The sequence below is a fragment of the Paenibacillus sp. BK033 genome (assembly GCF_004345425.1).
GTDB lineage: Bacteria > Bacillota > Bacilli > Paenibacillales > Paenibacillaceae > Pristimantibacillus.
The window spans coordinates 152621-167923 of record NZ_SLVP01000007.1; the positions used below are offsets into that span (position 1 = coordinate 152621).

The 15303-nt window shown below is 54.8% G+C and carries 14 protein-coding genes; all 14 read right to left on the reverse strand.

The features are described 5' to 3' along the window. Nucleotides 1–2: 2 nt before the first annotated feature. A complete protein-coding gene (locus EV294_RS21710; protein WP_132310627.1) occupies nucleotides 3–1346 on the reverse strand; it encodes an LLM class flavin-dependent oxidoreductase in 1344 nt (447 codons plus the stop codon). A gap of 230 nt (nucleotides 1347–1576) precedes the next feature. Continuing rightward, complete coding sequence (locus EV294_RS21715) at nucleotides 1577–2806, reverse strand: M20 metallopeptidase family protein (protein WP_132310629.1); 1230 nt, start codon at nucleotides 2804–2806, stop codon at nucleotides 1577–1579. Further along, entirely contained in the window at nucleotides 2803–4131 is a 1329-nt protein-coding gene (locus EV294_RS21720) for an LLM class flavin-dependent oxidoreductase (protein WP_132310631.1), read from the reverse strand. The genes EV294_RS21715 and EV294_RS21720 overlap by 4 nt, the downstream gene beginning before the upstream one ends. Next, on the reverse strand, nucleotides 4131–4640 hold the full coding sequence (locus EV294_RS21725) for a DinB family protein (RefSeq protein ID WP_132310633.1): 510 nt from the start codon (nucleotides 4638–4640) through the stop codon (nucleotides 4131–4133). The genes EV294_RS21720 and EV294_RS21725 overlap by 1 nt, the downstream gene beginning before the upstream one ends. After that, nucleotides 4637–5824: an amidohydrolase gene (locus EV294_RS21730; protein ID WP_132310635.1), complete on the reverse strand. Its 1188-nt coding sequence runs from the start codon at nucleotides 5822–5824 to the stop codon at nucleotides 4637–4639. Before EV294_RS21730 ends, EV294_RS21725 begins: the two co-directional genes overlap by 4 nt. A gap of 21 nt (nucleotides 5825–5845) precedes the next feature. Beyond that, entirely contained in the window at nucleotides 5846–6856 is a 1011-nt protein-coding gene (locus EV294_RS21735; protein WP_132310636.1) for an LLM class flavin-dependent oxidoreductase, read from the reverse strand. A gap of 92 nt (nucleotides 6857–6948) precedes the next feature. Then, the gene (locus EV294_RS21740) at nucleotides 6949–7701 is read right to left on the reverse strand and encodes an amino acid ABC transporter ATP-binding protein (RefSeq protein WP_132310638.1); all 753 of its coding nucleotides are present in this window, start codon (nucleotides 7699–7701) and stop codon (nucleotides 6949–6951) included. After that, a complete protein-coding gene (locus EV294_RS21745) occupies nucleotides 7698–8408 on the reverse strand; it encodes an amino acid ABC transporter permease (RefSeq protein ID WP_127498466.1) in 711 nt (236 codons plus the stop codon). Before EV294_RS21745 ends, EV294_RS21740 begins: the two co-directional genes overlap by 4 nt. After that, nucleotides 8398–9186: an amino acid ABC transporter permease gene (locus EV294_RS21750; protein ID WP_132310640.1), complete on the reverse strand. Its 789-nt coding sequence runs from the start codon at nucleotides 9184–9186 to the stop codon at nucleotides 8398–8400. The genes EV294_RS21745 and EV294_RS21750 overlap by 11 nt, the downstream gene beginning before the upstream one ends. Before the next feature lie 40 nt (nucleotides 9187–9226). Beyond that, nucleotides 9227–10096: a transporter substrate-binding domain-containing protein gene (locus tag EV294_RS21755; RefSeq protein WP_132310642.1), complete on the reverse strand. Its 870-nt coding sequence runs from the start codon at nucleotides 10094–10096 to the stop codon at nucleotides 9227–9229. Between the two features lie 29 nt (nucleotides 10097–10125). Continuing rightward, nucleotides 10126–10659 (reverse strand): GNAT family N-acetyltransferase, encoded by a 534-nt coding sequence (locus EV294_RS21760; RefSeq protein ID WP_132310644.1) that lies wholly within the window; start codon nucleotides 10657–10659, stop codon nucleotides 10126–10128. A gap of 136 nt (nucleotides 10660–10795) precedes the next feature. Further along, nucleotides 10796–11680, reverse strand: coding sequence for a LysR family transcriptional regulator (locus tag EV294_RS21765; RefSeq protein ID WP_132310646.1), 885 nt, complete (start codon nucleotides 11678–11680; stop codon nucleotides 10796–10798). Between the two features lie 283 nt (nucleotides 11681–11963). Further along, entirely contained in the window at nucleotides 11964–13781 is a 1818-nt protein-coding gene (locus tag EV294_RS21770; RefSeq protein ID WP_132310648.1) for a glycoside hydrolase family 35 protein, read from the reverse strand. Nucleotides 13782–13879: 98 nt separating this feature from the next. Then, nucleotides 13880–15259 carry an ABC transporter substrate-binding protein gene (locus EV294_RS21775; protein ID WP_132310650.1) on the reverse strand — a complete coding sequence of 460 codons (1380 nt, stop codon included), beginning with the start codon at nucleotides 15257–15259 and terminating at the stop codon, nucleotides 13880–13882. Between the last annotated feature and the right edge of the window lie 44 nt (nucleotides 15260–15303).

A 15303-nucleotide genomic window follows, 5' to 3' on the forward strand; every position in this document is an offset into this window, starting at 1 on the left:
GATTAGTTAACGGTCACTCCAGCCTGTTTGCGCGCTGCCGTATAACGGTTCTCCGGAACCGGAATCCCCAGGTTGCCGCGAAGCGTATCGGCATCGTAATCGGTACGGTACAATCCGCGCTCCTGCAGTATCGGAACAACCAGCTCGACAAAGTCATCCAGACCGCCCGGCGTAGCCGACGCAATGATAAAGCCGTCCGCCGCTTCCTCTTCGAACCATTCCTGTACTTTGTCCGCTACAAATTCCGGGGTGCCGATAAAAGAGTTCCGTGGCGTTGCCGCCTGAAGGGCAACCTCGCGAAGCGTAAGCCCTTGCTCCTTCGCGCGGCGCTTGATCCGGTCGGTTGTGCTGCGGAAGCTGTTGGAGCCAAAATCGCCGAGGTCCGGGAACGGTGCGTCCAGCTCGTATTGCGAGAAGTCGTGATGCTCGAAAAATCTTCCCAGATGATCAAGCGCCTTCTCGATCGTAACGAGGTCCGCAATCTGCCGATACTTCTCTTCCGCTTCTTCCGGCGTGCGTCCGATAATTGGCCCAATGCCCGGGAAAATTAGCGTATGCTCCGGGTTGCGGCCATTCTCGGCCACGCGGCGCTTCACATCGCGGTAGAACTCCTTCGCCTCTTCAAGCGACTCCGGACCGGTAAATACGGCATCGGCCGTCTTTGCCGCAAGATTGCGTCCGCTCTCGGAGGAGCCTGCTTGGAATACAACGGGCTGGCCTTGTTTCGAGCGGGCGATATTCAGCGGACCTTGCACGGAGAAGAATTCACCGCTATGATTCAGGCGGTGCAGCTTCTCCGGATCGAAGAATACGCCGGTTTCCTTGTCGCGGACAAAAGCGTCGTCCTCCCAGGAATCCCACAAGCCCTTCGCAACCTCCAGGTACTCCTCGGCGATCCGGTAACGCTCGCTATGCTCGGGATGCGGCTTGCCGCCGAAGTTAAGCGCGCTGCCTTCAAGCGGGGAAGTGACAACGTTCCAGCCTGCGCGGCCGCCGCTGATATGATCGATCGACGAGAACTGGCGGGCAACCGTAAACGGCTCGCTGTAGGAGGTCGACAACGTCCCTACAAGCCCGATGTTGGAGGTAACCGCTCCGAGCGCGGACAGGATCGTAATGGGCTCGAACCGGTTCAAGAAGTGGGGAATCGATTTTTCGGTAATGTACAGACCGTCGGCGATAAAGAGAAAATCGAATTTGCCCTCTTCCGCCTTAAGCGCCTGCTGCTTATAGAAACCGATATTGACGCTTGCATCCGCCGGAATATCGGGATGTCTCCAGCCTGAGCTGCTCCCGCCCACGCCATGAATAATAGCTCCCAATTTCAATGCTCTTTTCTTCGACATATACACTCCACCCTTATCTAAATTTGGCCTGACTCAATAAATTTCCGGTATAGTAACATATCCCATCTGTTTAATAGGAATTTATCTTGGCAATACTCTAACACCCGGCTTTAAGCGGCACAATAGCCTATAAATCTCTTCTATCGACGGTTAGGCATCCTCTATGGGTCACGGCCTTTGGTTCACAGAAAAAAGCACCAACTGCCTCAGCAATCGGTGCTTTTTCTAACTTATGATCCCGCGGCAAGCCGCACGAGCAGCCTGGTGCCGTGAACCAGCACGGACTCATCCAGATTAAACATAGGCCGGTGCAGCCCGTCCCGAATGTCAAGCGATTCATTCCGGCAGCCCAGCAGAATAAAAGCGCCCGGCACCCGGTCCAAATACCAGCCGAAATCTTCTCCTGCCAGGCTTGGCTCAAGCTGCTGCCGCACGTTCTCCCCGCCAAGCACAGACGTTCCTGCGCGAATTACCTCTTCCACCGCTTCGCTGTCGTTGACAACGGCAATCCCTTCGCGAAGGGCAATATGGTAGAAGCCGCCATAGGCAAGCGATGCCGCTTGCGCTTGGCGTTCCAGTCCGGCCGTAATGGCCGCAACGGTGTGCTTGCTGAACGCGCGGAAAGTCCCCGTTATGACGCTTTGCTCGGCAATCGCATTAATGACCGTGCCGGCGCGCACGGTTCCGAAAGCAAGCACCGCCTGCTCCCGCGGATCAATGCCGTTTGCCATCATGCCGTTTACTCCGGCAATGTAAGCACCCGTCATTTGGATCGCATCCGCCGCCAGATGAGGCGCGCTGTGATGACCGTTCGTCCCTTGAAACGTCACGTGAAAATGGGAGGAGGCCGCCATCGCATATTGCGAATGGGTGCCAATCGTGCCCGCATCAAGCTCCGGCCATACATGCAGGGCATAACAGCGGTCAACGCCTTCGAGGATGCCCGCCTCGATCATATCCCTCCCGCCGGAGAGCAGCCGTCCGTCCAGCGGACTTGGCAGCGCCCCTTCCTCGGCAGGCTGGAAGACAAAGCGGATCTCCCCGGCAAAGCCCTCCCGGTAAGCCGCAAGCGTCTTCGCCGCGCCAAGCAGCATAGCCGTATGCGCGTCATGACCGCAGGCATGCATCACTCCATCGTTCTCCGATTTATAATCGACATCGTTTAATTCCGTAATCGGGAGAGCATCCATATCGGCACGCAGCAGAAGGGTCCGGCCGCCCTCAAGCCCGCCGCGCAGCACGCCTACTACGCCTTTGCCAAAATGGGGGCCGACGCCCGTCTGGACGTCGATCCCCCATTCCCCGAGCAGCCCCGCAACCAATGCTGCCGTACGATCCGTATCGTACAGCAGCTCCGGATGACGATGCAGGTCGCGGCGAATCGCGATAAGCTCGTTATGCAACGAGCCCGCATACGCCAGCATCTCCTCCATGGCTGCTTTATTTATGCTCAGACTCAAACGTGTTCAGCCGCTTTCGTATAACGGTTAGCCGGAATCGGCAGGCCTAGATTGCCGCGAAGCGTATCGCCTTCATACTCGGTGCGGAACAAGCCGCGCGCCTGCAGAATCGGAACCACCTGCTCAATGAAATCCTCAAGGCCATGCGGCACGGAAGAACCAACCATAAAGCCGTCGGCAGCGCCGGCTTCGAACCATTCCTGCACCCGGTCGGCTACCTGCTCAGGCGTGCCGATAAAGACCGGACGAGGAGTCGCAACCTGCAGAGCCGCTTGGCGGAGCGTCAGGCCTTTCTCCTTCGCATTGGCTTTTATTTTGTCCGTACTGCTCTGGAAGCTGTTGCGGCCAAGGTCGCCAAGGTCGGGGAACGGCGCATCCAGATCATATTGAGAGAAATCGTGATGCTCAAAGAACCGGCCGAGATACAGAAGCGCATTCTCCGCCGATACCAGATCCGCAACCTCCTGGTATTTGCGCTCCGCCTCTTCCTCCGTGCTGCCGATAACAGGGCCAATGCCCGGGAAAACAAGAACGTTATCCGGGTTGCGCCCAAACGCGGCCACGCGGCGCTTCACGTCCTGATAGAACGAAACCGCGTCTTCAACGGTCTCATGGCCGGTGAAGATCGCATCCGCATGCTTAGCGGCATAATCCTTGCCAACTTCTGAAGCTCCCGCCTGAAAAATAACCGGCTGGCCCTGCTTCGAGCGGGCAATGTTAAGAGGACCTTTTACGGAGAAGAACTCGCCTTCGTGATTAAGCGTATGCAGCTTGGCAGGGTCAAAGAAGACGCCGGACTCTTTGTCGCGGACAAACGCATCGTCCTCCCACGAATCCCACAGGCCTCGCGTTACTTCCAGGTATTCCGTTGCGATCCGGTAACGCTTATCATGGTCCGGATGCTCCTTCTTGCCGTAGTTCAGCGCGGAGCCTTCAAGCGGGGAAGTGACGATATTCCAGCCTGCGCGGCCGCCGCTGATCACGTCAAGCGAACCGAACTGGCGCGCAACCGTAAACGGCTCGCTATACGAAGTCGAGAGAGTGCCTACAAGACCGATATGCTTGCTGACGGCGGCGAGTGCGCTCAAGATGGTAATGGGCTCGAAGCGGTTCAGGAAATGCGGGATCGATTTTTCGTTTATATAAAGACCGTCGGCGATAAACGCCAGATCGAACTTGCCCGCTTCGGCTTTCTCGACCCATGATTTGTACAGCTCGAAATTGACGCTGGCATCCGACGGTACCTCCGGATGTCTCCACAGCGAAGTGCTGCTGCCGACGCCATGCAGCATTGCGCCCAGCTTTAATTGTTTACGCTTAGCCATTACTCATTCCCTCCTTGTGCTCTTGTAACAACAACCGCAGGTCCTTGTGCCAGATAAGCCGCTTTAATCCGGTCAATCTGACCGAGATGGTTCTCCACATGCTTCGTAAAGCCTTGAATAATGTCGCGGACGCGGACCGTTTCCCCTTTAAAGTTGACTCCTGTTTTATCCAGATCCTGCTCGCTCAACCGGCCAAACAGCAGACCGTTGTACTGCAGCAGCGCCCAGAAAACGTTCAAAATATCGGAAGCGTTGCCGTCATTGGAATGCTGGCCCGACACCCACAGGTCCTGATTAAAAGCGGGAAGCTGCGCCTTCGTATCCGCAAGAATGTCGCGGATGCGGAAGGATACCACGATATTATGATCGGCCAAATGGGACAAAACCTCGGTAATGCTCCATTTCGCTTCGTTTTCTTTCCATTTCAGCTGCGCTTCGTCTACCCCTGCGATTGCCCGGGTCAATTGAAGATGCGTGTCCAAATAAGCTTGAATAGCAATGGCACTCATTGGAAGTCCTCCTTTGGATCTTGCGGTTCGGCCGCAAAGTTTGATATTGCGCGAATGGCCGTACCGGCCAAGAAATCAGCCGCTACAGGCAGTGCGCGTTCGTCTAGATCAAACGCCGGATGATGCCATTCTTTTGGCCCGTCCGTTCCTACAAAGACGAATAGTCCCGGAACCTGCTGCTGGTAGGCCGCAAAATCTTCTCCGGCAAGTGAAGGCACCGGACTAACCGGAAGCAGCTTCAATCGCTCGGCTTCCCGCCATGCCAGCTCCGCTAATCCTTCATCGTTGTAAACCGGAGGCGGACCTTCAATCCAGCGGACTACGGCGGTAGTATCGAAGGCAGCGGCAACGCCGGCTGCCACCTGGTCGAATCGCTGGCGGACACGGCGGCGGACTGCCGGATCAAAGGTGCGGACCGTGCCGTCCAGCACGGCCTTCTCCGGAATGACATTCCACGCCGTACCGCTATTCACTTTCGTAACGCTGATCACCGCGCTGTCGAGCGCCCCTACATTACGGCTGACAATCGACTGCAGCGCGGTAACGATATGCGCAGCCGTTAGAACCGGGTCATTGCCGGCTTCCGGTACGGCGGCATGCGAGCCGCGTCCCGCGACTTCAACAACAAAGCCGTCGGCCGCCGCCATAAGCGGACCGCCTTTAATGCCGATGGTTCCAACCGGCAGATCCGGCTTGTTATGCAGTCCGAAGATCGCCCGCACGCCTTCCAGCGCACCGCTTTCTATGACCTGCCGCGCGCCTTTCGCCTTCTCCTCGGCCGGCTGGAAGATCAGCCGGACCGTGCCCTTCAGCTCCTGCTCCTGTTCCTTCAATAAATAAGCGGCTCCGACAAGGGCAGCCGTATGAAAGTCATGGCCGCAGGCATGCATTTTGCCCGGAACAATCGAAGCGAACGGCAGTCCCGTCTCTTCCTGGATGGGAAGGGCATCGATATCGGCGCGAAGCGCAATAACCGGTGAGCCCGTTCCGATCTCGGCGATAACCCCGGTCTTTAGAGGATAATCAGCCATTCGGATACCGGCGGCTTCAAGCCAGCTTTTGATTCGCCTTGTCGTTTCAAACTCCTCGTGGGAAAGCTCCGGATTGCGGTGCAGCTCCCTGCGGATGTCCGTCAGTCGTCCCGCCAACGCGGCAGCGCTGCGGGTTGTCGTATCGTTGCTCATTCGTCCACCCACCTCCCATGTTTAAGCCGTTACTTCGGCAAATGCCTCGTTAAGCAGCTCATACGAGCGGATCCGTTTCTCGAACGGCGAAATATTCGTTGTGATAATAAACTCGTCTACGCCGGTCGCTTCCTGCAAGGCAAGCAGCTTTCCGCGAACGGTTTCCTTTGAGCCTGCCGCGATAAGCGGCTCTTTCTCCTCAATGGTGTATGCCTCTCCGGATTGCTGACCGTAAGCCTCTGCCTGCTCAATCGTGCCAAGCGTAACCTTGCGGCCGCTGGCCAAATGCACCTTCACCAGCTTTTGCGGCGGGATCAGGCTCACCGCTTCTTCATCCGTATCCGCTACGATTGCAGCCAATGCCAGAATCGCTTGCGGGGCAGCACCCAGCTCATAATTAAAGGCCTGCTTATATTGAAGAACCGAATCAACGGCAGCTTGCTCGTCACCTCCGATGAAGAGGGAGAATACGTAAGGCAGGCCAAGACTTGCAGCCAGCTCCGCGCTGTCCGCGGAAGCACCCAGCACGTGCAGCTCCGGCGCTACAGCCGGAATCGGCGTCGCCTTAAGTCCCGCCAGCGGACCTTCTTCCTCCGTCCGTCCCTCTACGTATCCGCGGAGCTCGACGATTTTGTCCGTGAGCGACAACGGGTTCACGATGTTGCGCTGCAGCGCCTGCGTGCTGCGCGGAAGTCCGCCGGGAGCGCGGCCTACGCCAAGATCAACGCGGCCGGGTTCGAGGGAAGCAAGAACATGGAAGTTCTCCGCTACCTTATAAGGGCTGTAGTGCTGCAGCATAATACCGCCGGAGCCAACCCGAATCTTATTGGTGCGGGCGAGCAAATACGAGATAAGAACCTCCGGCGAAGAGCCCGCTACATGCTCGGAATCGTGATGCTCCGATACCCAGAAGCGGCGGAAGCCAAGCTCCTCCGCTTTTTGCGCCAGCGCAACCGTATGAGCGAATGCTTCGGCTGAAGTTTCGCCCGGGTAGACCGGGCTTTGATCCAAAATGCTTATTGTAATGGACATGCCGTTTAATCCTCCTTAAAAGAATTGTCACATAAATAGCCCTGGCAGGCTGTTCATGATGATTCTTGCATCGAAAGCATGCGCTCAGACTGCTAGATCGAATAGCTGTACTCCGACGTAAAACGCTTCAGGAACTGCTTGGTCCGCTCTTCCTGCGGATTGCCGAACAGCTCGGCCGGAGGGCCTTCCTCGACGATAACCCCGCCGTCCATAAATACCACATGATTCGCAACATCCTGGGCAAAGCCCATCTCATGCGTCACGATAATCATCGTGATGCCTTCCTTGGCAATCCGGCGGATTACGGCCAGCACCTCGCCCACAAGCTCGGGGTCCAGCGCCGATGTCGGCTCGTCAAACAAGATCACTTCAGGCTCAAGCGCAAGCGCTCTTGCGATGCCGACGCGCTGCTGCTGGCCGCCTGACAGCTGGCTTGGATAAGCATCCAGCTTGGCGCCGAGGCCTACCTTCTCGAGCAGCTCGATGCCGCGTTTACGCGCTTCTTCCTTGCCGAGCTTCTTTACCACAATCAGTCCCTCGATCACATTCTCGAGCGCCGTCTTATGGCTGAACAGATTGTACTGCTGGAACACCATCGCCGAGCGCTGGCGCAGCGAATAAATGTCCTTTTTCCCCGCATGCTTCACGTTAAGGGCGAAATCGCCGATCCGGATCTCTCCTTCGCTTGGCTTCTCCAAATAATTGATGCAGCGCAGCAGCGTGGTTTTGCCTGAGCCGCTTGGCCCCAGAATGGCAACAACCTCGCCCTTATTCACGGTGAGATCAATCCCTTTCAGGACCTCGTGGCGTCCAAACGACTTATGGATACCGCTAAGCTTAATCATGCTACCCCTCCCTTGCTGTACACGCGGATTCTTCTTTCGATAAGGCCGGTAAAACGTTCAATCAGGATCGTTAATCCCCAGAATATCAAAGCCGCGGCGACGTACGATTCGAAGAACTTCCAGTTCGTCGAAGCCACGATCTGCGCTTTGGCGTTCAAGTCGACAACCGATACGGTAAAAGCAAGCGTCGAACCGTGCAGCATCCCGATAACCGAGTTGGACAGGTTCGGCAGGCTTGCTGCCAGCGCTTGCGGAAATACGATGCGGCGAAGCGCCTGCGGCGTTGTCATGCCAATCGACCAGGCCGCTTCCATCTGCCCGCGGTCCACCGCCAATAGCCCGGAACGGACAACCTCCGACAAATAAGCGCCAGCCGTAATCGAGAATGAAATGTAAGCAAAGCCGATCATAGGGATTTTGGCGGAATTCCATCCGAGATCGAACTGCGCCGACAATCCGTCCACAAGCATCGGCAATCCGAAATAAATGAGGAGCAGATGCGTCAGCATCGGCGTCCCGCGGATAAAGGTCACGTAACCGCTCGACAGCTGGGACAATACCGGAATCCGGTAAATTCGGGCTAGCGCCGTTATTACGCCGATCACGAATCCGACGGACACGGATACGAGAGTAATGAGCAGCGTAGTAGGAACAGCCGACCATAGCTGCAGGAATGCGGTCCATATAAAGGACGGATCAAGCTTCATAACGAGGCACCTCCTTTAACTCGCGGGTTAGGCCGCCCAAGGACAGGCGTTTGCGTTTTCTGCTGAAAAACCGGTTCTTCTCATTGCTATCCCTGCGCAGATGACGGGACAACCGGCGCTCCGCGAGCAGCATAAGACGTTCCAATACGATACTCATAACAAGATAAATAAGGGCAAGCGCAATGTAAGTTTCGATAAAATGCTGGGACAGCGAGCCAAGCGTCTGAGCTTTGCCCGTCATCTCCATAACGCCCAGCGTAAAAGCAAGCGAGGTATCCTTCAGCATCGCAATGACAAGATTGGTGAATACCGGAACGGCAATCCCTACCGCCTGCGGCAGCACGATCCGGGTAAAAGCCTGATACCCGGTCATGCCTACGGCATAAGCCGCTTCCACCTGCCCCCGGTTAACCGCGAGCACGGCCGCCCGGATCGTCTCCGATACATAGGCGCCTACGTTTAGGCCAAAGGTGAGAATAACGAAATAAAGAACGGGAAGCTTTGAAATGTCGATCGACGCCAGCTTCAAAATTTCCGGAAGGCCGTAATAGAACAGGAACAGCTGAATGAGAACCGGCGTGCCCCGGAAGAAGGATACATACACCATCGATACATTCCGAAGCACCGGTACGTTGTAAAGGCGGGGCAAAGCGACGAGAAAACCGACAAGCAGCCCCAGTCCGATAGCGCCTGCCACAATGAGCAGGGTAATATTCAGCGTACTCAGCAGTTTGGGAATAAAATCGAACACATAATTAATATCGAAGCCATACTCCATCTTGCGGTCTCACCTCTCATTACTCATTCACTTTCGCTTGCTATTTCCCGCTGTCCGCCGTAAAGTCGCCGCCCAGCCATTCGGTGCTCAATTTGCCGAGCGTTCCGTCTGCTTTAAGCTCCTTCAGAGCCACGTCAATCGCATCGGACAGCTCTTGTTCTGCCGGATCGTTCTTGCGGAGCACGAACAGAATGTCGGCTTCGGACAGGTTATCGCCCGTTGTCTTCAGCTTCGCTTGCGGATCGATCAAGGACAAGGTAAAGTCGGCTGCCAACGTAGCGTCTACGCGGCCGGTCGTAATTTGGCTGACCGTATCGTTAGCTGCGCCGTTTTGGTAGACGATGTTGATCTTCTTGTCATGATCCTTGTTGTAGTTCTCCAGAATTTGCGCTTGCGCGCTAGTTGCGCCAACCAGTACCTTTTTGCCCGCCAGATCATCAAGGGAATGGATCGTGTTGTTGTCCTGAGGAACAACGATTTTATTTCTCCAGTGAGCGTATGGCTCTTTGTTGAACAGGTATTTCGCTTCGCGCTCCGGATTTTTCTCCATTTCATGGGCAACAAGATCAATCTTGTTCGTCTCCAGGCTGAGCAGCAGGTTCGAGAATTCCATCGTTTGAATATCGAATTCGTATTGCGGCAGACGCTTGTCGATCTCTTTGATAAGCTCAACGTCAAAGCCCGTCAGCTTCCCGTTCTCGTCGATAAAGCATACTTGCGGGAATCCGGTGCCCGTGCCGATGACAACCTTCTTCGCTTCACCGCCGGCATTGCCGGATGCCGATACGTTTGCAGCCGTTTTATTGCCGTTTTGCGCTTGCGTGTTATCCGATTTATTGTTCGAGCCGCAGCCCGCCGCCACCAGGATGAGCGATAATGCGGCTGTAACGACTAGTGCTTTTTTCTTCATATAAGTAACCCCCGATTATAATTATTGAATTAATTCGCCGCGGTTTGTTCCCGGCTGACCTTCTCGAACAGCTCCGGATTCACAATTTTGCGGAGCAAATGCATCGTTCCGTCGCCGTTGCCGGAATCGAAGGAGCGGATGCTTTCGTAGCCTCTGCGCTGGTACATCGGCAGAAGCCACGGATGCTTCTCGGCCGTTCCGAGCGTTACCGCGGGCGCCCCTTCCTTATCTCGAATGATTGTATTCTCGACCCAGGTCAGCAGCTTGTCGCCGTATCCTTTGCCCTGCTCGCCGGGATGGACCGCAAACCATTTGATAAACGGCAGATCCGTAATGGCCTTCACCTCATCGTTTCTCGACAAGGTAATCGTTGCGACGATAACGCCGTCTGCTTCCAGCACGTAACATTCATTCTGTGTAATGTTGTCCCGTATCTGATCCAGACCGGCATTCGCCGCTGGCCAATTCAGCTTCAGCTCCCGAATGAGCGAATAGGCTTCATACGTCACCTCACGGAGACGCTCCGCATCATCGATTCCCGCTTGCCTAAACAATTCACTCATAGTTCCACCCCTCAAATGTCTAATTAAATAATTCCTATAAACTTACTAAGAATTAAGATGGTATTAATGTATCATCGATCCGCCTACCCGCGCTAATAGACTTTCTCTATCGATCGATTGATTCTATTGGTCCGTTCTAAATGCTGTAAAAGCTCAAATTATCCTTGGGCAGCAGTGCCTGTATATACTCCTCGTTCTCTCCCGTCAGCGCAATCAGGTTCGTCTGCAGGGAAATCCCTTTGGTCTCTTCAATCTCAATCGGAATAAGCCTTCCTCTGCTTACTTCCTCCCTGGCGCATAAGCCCGGCAGGAAGCAAATGCCTGCCTTCTGCAGCACAAGCTTCTTGGCGGTCTCCGAATTATCCGCATGGAAAACGATGCGCGGAGGCTGCTCCAGATGCTCGAATACGCGGTGAAGGCGCAGCCAGTCCAGCGAGCCGCATTCGAAGAAAACAAGCGGTTGATCCTGGATCTCGTCGATCGATACCCGGCCTTCTTCCGCAAACGGATGCCCCTCATAGACATAGAGCCGGATAGGATCCTCATAGTAGGAAAATGACTGAAGGGAAGGATGAACAAGCTTTCTAACAAAAGCGATATCGATCTCCCGGTCGAGCAGCTTTTTGACTAGGTCATCCGAAGGAGCCGTTGTTAACTTGAAGGTTAAACGCGGGAATAAACGGGTAAGCCTCGGCAGCAAGTCGGGAATCAGATAATTCGAGACGGACACGGTGCTTCCGATCCGAAGCTCCTGCGGACGTGCTCCCTTCTCCTGCAGATGGAGACGGCCTTTCTGAATCGTTTGGAGGATTTGCTGGGCGTAAGGAAGGAACTGCTTGCCCTTCTCCGTCAGCATGATTTGCTTGCCGAGCCGGTCAAACAGCCGGCAGTCGAGCTCTCTCTCCAGGGTCTGAATGCGGGCGGTGACGGATGGCTGGGAGAGGAAGAGCACCTCCGCCGCTTTATTAAAACTGCCGTAATGATTGACGTACACAAAAGCTTCGATGTTCTCAATATTCATGGATAATCCCTCCGCGACCTTATCGATAGACTTTTTCTATATAGGCGATAAAATTAAATTAATTTTATCTTATAGGATTAATCGGATTTATGGAATAGCGGAATTGTGAGAATACCTCTATCCAGGTCTTTCGAAGATGAGCGACCGCGTATAGGGGGTGGTTTTATCGCCATATAGAATTTCAGCTTCCGCTGCCTTAGGAACTTATAAATTCTATAATGGTAAAAAACTTCAAAATGACGTCAAAAGGCGAATCGAATAGTCTTCGATCCGCCTTAATTTCCTACTCCTCTTCCTGCACGAAATTCAGCACCTGCTCGTCTACGGCGGCCGTGTCGCCTAGGTCAGGCATATCCGTCAACGTCACTTCGGGAAGCCCGTGTACGCCGTGCAGTTCAAACAGAATGACTTCATTGCCTCCCTTGCGGAGCAGCGGAGCCGGCACGTATAACGCACGCTGCGGACCGGCTTCCCAATAACGGCCAAGCTGGAAGCCGTTAATCCAGGCGATCCCCTTCTGCCAGCCGTCGAAGCGCAGGAACGTATCCGCAGGCTCGTCCACTTCAACAAATCCGCGATAGAAGGCAGGACGCCCGTCAGGCTGCCGTACCTCTGTTACTTCCACCGACTCATAGTGAACACGAGCGAGCTGCTCGGACTCAAACGGCAGCAGGCTAACCGTCCAGTTCGACTGGAACTGGTTATCGATCAGGATGCCCTCCGTTATTCCTTTATGATCTCGCAGATAAGGCCCGTAATTGACGCGCCCCATATTTTCGACCAGGACATCCAGTCTTGCCCCTTCTCTTGGAACCGAGATCTCGATCGGCTGCGGATTCCAACGCTCGGCAACGCCAATCAGCTTGCCGTCCAGAAACACCTGAGCCCGGTCGCGCACCTCGCGAAGATGCAGCTTTTGTCTGGTTCTTGGCCCTTTAACCTGCGTCGAGTACAAAATAAAACCGTACGCCTGATCGAAATGCTCCATCGGCCGGATGCCAACGGACTGCACTTGCTCGGCGGATACCTGCCCGAGCTGATCCAGCAATTCCCCCCGCTGCGTCAAAGCGACCTTGCCGTACGTTTTCTTCGGAATCGGAGCGGGGAACGGAGCTCCTTCCGGTATGCCATGCTTTTCGAGCACCCCGCGAATGGCTTTGTATTTGTCGGTTACGTCCCCCCATTCCGTCAGAGGCGCATCGTAATCGTAGCTGGTCACCGTTGGCTCATAACGCTCGCCGTAGTTGGCTCCGTTGTAATAGCCGAAGTTCGTCCCTCCATGGAACATGTACAAATTGACGGAGGCCCCTTGCTGCAGCATTTCGTCCAATACGCTCGCAACATCCCCTGCATCCCGGACATGATGCGGCTTTCTCCAATGGTCGAACCATCCAAGCCAATATTCCATGACCATGAGCGGCTCTTCCTGCCGGTACTCCCGGTATTTCCCGAAGGATTCGGCTGCGCGCGAGCCAAAGTTAACCGTGGCGTGAAGCCCGTCAACCGTTCCGCCCAGCAGCATCTCGTCCGTGGGACCGTCCGAAGTAAACAGCAGGCAGTCAACTCCGCGCCGGATCAGGCCATTCTTTATGTAAGCTAAATAAGCGGTATCGTTGCCGTAGCTTCCGTATTCATTCTCGACCTGCATCGCAATGACGGGACCGCCCTGCGAATCCAGCAGCGGCAGCAGGCGCGGAACGAGCTCGTTATAGTAGAGGTCGACTTTTTCCAGATATTCGTTATCCATGCAGCGCAAGCCCATGGACGATTTCAGCAGCCAGGCCGGCAGGCCGCCAAACTCCCACTCCGCGCATATGTAAGGGCTGGGACGGACAATGACGTATAGCCCGAGCCGGCCCGCCGTTTCTATAAAACGGGCGACATCCGCAATCCCGTCGAAACGGAAGCTTCCCTCCCGGGGCTCATGCAGGTTCCACGGAATGTATGTCTCCACCGTATTGAAACCGCACGCCTTCAGCTTCAGCAGCCTGTCCTCCCAATACTCCGGCACAACCCGGAAATAATGAATCGCCCCGGACAAAATCCGGAACTCCTCCCCATCCAGCCAATATCTCTGATCCTTCCACGTTAAACGGCTCACCTTGTACCTCCCATTTGCCCATGCCCCGCTAACGGAAGAAAGCCCCGGAGCAACCGGCAGGTTGTCTCCGAAGCTCTCTTCCGTTAGCTTATGAGCGATTATTTGTTTTCTTTCTCATTAATTATTTTCGTTGCTTGGTCAACCATCCACTTCTGCACATCGTCAATCGATTCGTTGCTCAGCATAAACTTGCTGAAGCCGTCGTCGATGACCTTGGTCAGTTCGGATGTCGATACCGTAATCACGCTGGAAGCATCCAGGTATTTGATGTTGTCGCCAAACAGCGTGCTTTGCAGCGAATCTACGTCATACAGATCTTTGTTCCCGCCAATGATGCGGTCCAGCAGCGCCTTGTTGTCCGCTTTTTTCCAGCCGGAGAATTCGGTGCGCTTCTCGGAATCCGCGGTTGTCATAAAGCGCATCAGCTTAAACGAAGCGTCTTTATGCTTGGAGCTTTCGCCCATCACAACCGAGCTGCCGCTTGTGAAATATTTGCCGCCTTCGTAATTCTTAGGCTCGGCGCCTTTCGGAGGCAGCGGTACCGGTGCAAATGCCGTCTTGAACGTATGCGGGTATTGCTCCTGATTGCCTACGTCCGGAATCGTAAAGCTTCCCGTCAAAATCATGGCAGCCTGCTCGTTAAAGAATTCCGTCCGGTAATTCAGCTTGGCCGCAAGCACATCGGCGTAAGGCTTGGCCGATTTGTCGACGTTCTCCATATCCTTGCGGAGCTGGAAGAAGTATTTATAGGAAGGATCGGACAAAATCGTCGATCCGTCGTCATAACGGAACGGATCCTTCATCACCGTCTGCGCCGGCGCGTTCATGTACAGCTCCCAGGTATGGAAGTACGTGCCGTAGCGCTTGTACACGCCTTCGCCTTTGGTCAGCTTCTTGGCATAGTCGCGGTAGTCATCCCAGGTCCAGCCGTAGGTTGGAACCGGCAGGCCCGCTTCATCGAGCGCATCCTTGTTCAGCAGCACGTAGTTGAAGCTTGAAGTCAGCTGCATGCCGTAGTAGTTGTCGTCAATCTTCGGATTCACATAATACTCGTCTTCCGGCACCAGATTTTCCTGTTTATAAAATTCATTTAACGGTGCCAATGCACCTCTTGTTGCACGCTCGTAGACAGCTCCAAGGTTCGGCATCGCCACAACGTCAACCGCCTCGCCCGAGGAGATCAGGAAGTCCAGCTTTTTCAGCATTTCAACGGAATCACCCGGGACGAGAACGACATGCTCAACCTTGATATCCGGATTCTTGGTCATGAATTCGTCCAGCATCGCGTCGGTTGCCACCGCTTGGGCTTCGTTATCCCAGTTGTAATACTTGATCGTTACGGGTTCCGACTTGCCTGATCCGGATGAGCCTTCGCTGCCCGAATTCGCCGAGTTATTGCCTCCGCATGCGCTGAGCGCAACCGTGCCGGCCAGCAGCAAGCCCGCTACCGCCGTAAACTTGCGTTTTGCTTGTTTCATTTCTGCTTCCCCCTAGAACTTTATAATGACTACACACCCAGTAT

What these genes read in the sequence shown, in the direction of transcription:
- EV294_RS21710 (WP_132310627.1), bottom strand. Translation starts at nt 1,346, where the DNA reads ATGTCGAAGAAAAGAGCATTGAAATTGGGAGCTATTATTCATGGCGTG.
- EV294_RS21720 (WP_132310631.1), bottom strand. Translation starts at nt 4,131, where the DNA reads ATGGCTAAGCGTAAACAATTAAAGCTGGGCGCAATGCTGCATGGCGTC.
- EV294_RS21725 (WP_132310633.1), bottom strand. Translation starts at nt 4,640, where the DNA reads ATGAGTGCCATTGCTATTCAAGCTTATTTGGACACGCATCTTCAATTG.
- EV294_RS21730 (WP_132310635.1), bottom strand. Translation starts at nt 5,824, where the DNA reads ATGAGCAACGATACGACAACCCGCAGCGCTGCCGCGTTGGCGGGACGA.
- EV294_RS21735 (WP_132310636.1), bottom strand. Translation starts at nt 6,856, where the DNA reads ATGTCCATTACAATAAGCATTTTGGATCAAAGCCCGGTCTACCCGGGC.
- EV294_RS21740 (WP_132310638.1), bottom strand. Translation starts at nt 7,701, where the DNA reads ATGATTAAGCTTAGCGGTATCCATAAGTCGTTTGGACGCCACGAGGTC.
- EV294_RS21745 (WP_127498466.1), bottom strand. Translation starts at nt 8,408, where the DNA reads ATGAAGCTTGATCCGTCCTTTATATGGACCGCATTCCTGCAGCTATGG.
- EV294_RS21750 (WP_132310640.1), bottom strand. Translation starts at nt 9,186, where the DNA reads ATGGAGTATGGCTTCGATATTAATTATGTGTTCGATTTTATTCCCAAA.
- EV294_RS21755 (WP_132310642.1), bottom strand. Translation starts at nt 10,096, where the DNA reads ATGAAGAAAAAAGCACTAGTCGTTACAGCCGCATTATCGCTCATCCTG.
- EV294_RS21760 (WP_132310644.1), bottom strand. Translation starts at nt 10,659, where the DNA reads ATGAGTGAATTGTTTAGGCAAGCGGGAATCGATGATGCGGAGCGTCTC.
- EV294_RS21765 (WP_132310646.1), bottom strand. Translation starts at nt 11,680, where the DNA reads ATGAATATTGAGAACATCGAAGCTTTTGTGTACGTCAATCATTACGGC.
- EV294_RS21775 (WP_132310650.1), bottom strand. Translation starts at nt 15,259, where the DNA reads ATGAAACAAGCAAAACGCAAGTTTACGGCGGTAGCGGGCTTGCTGCTG.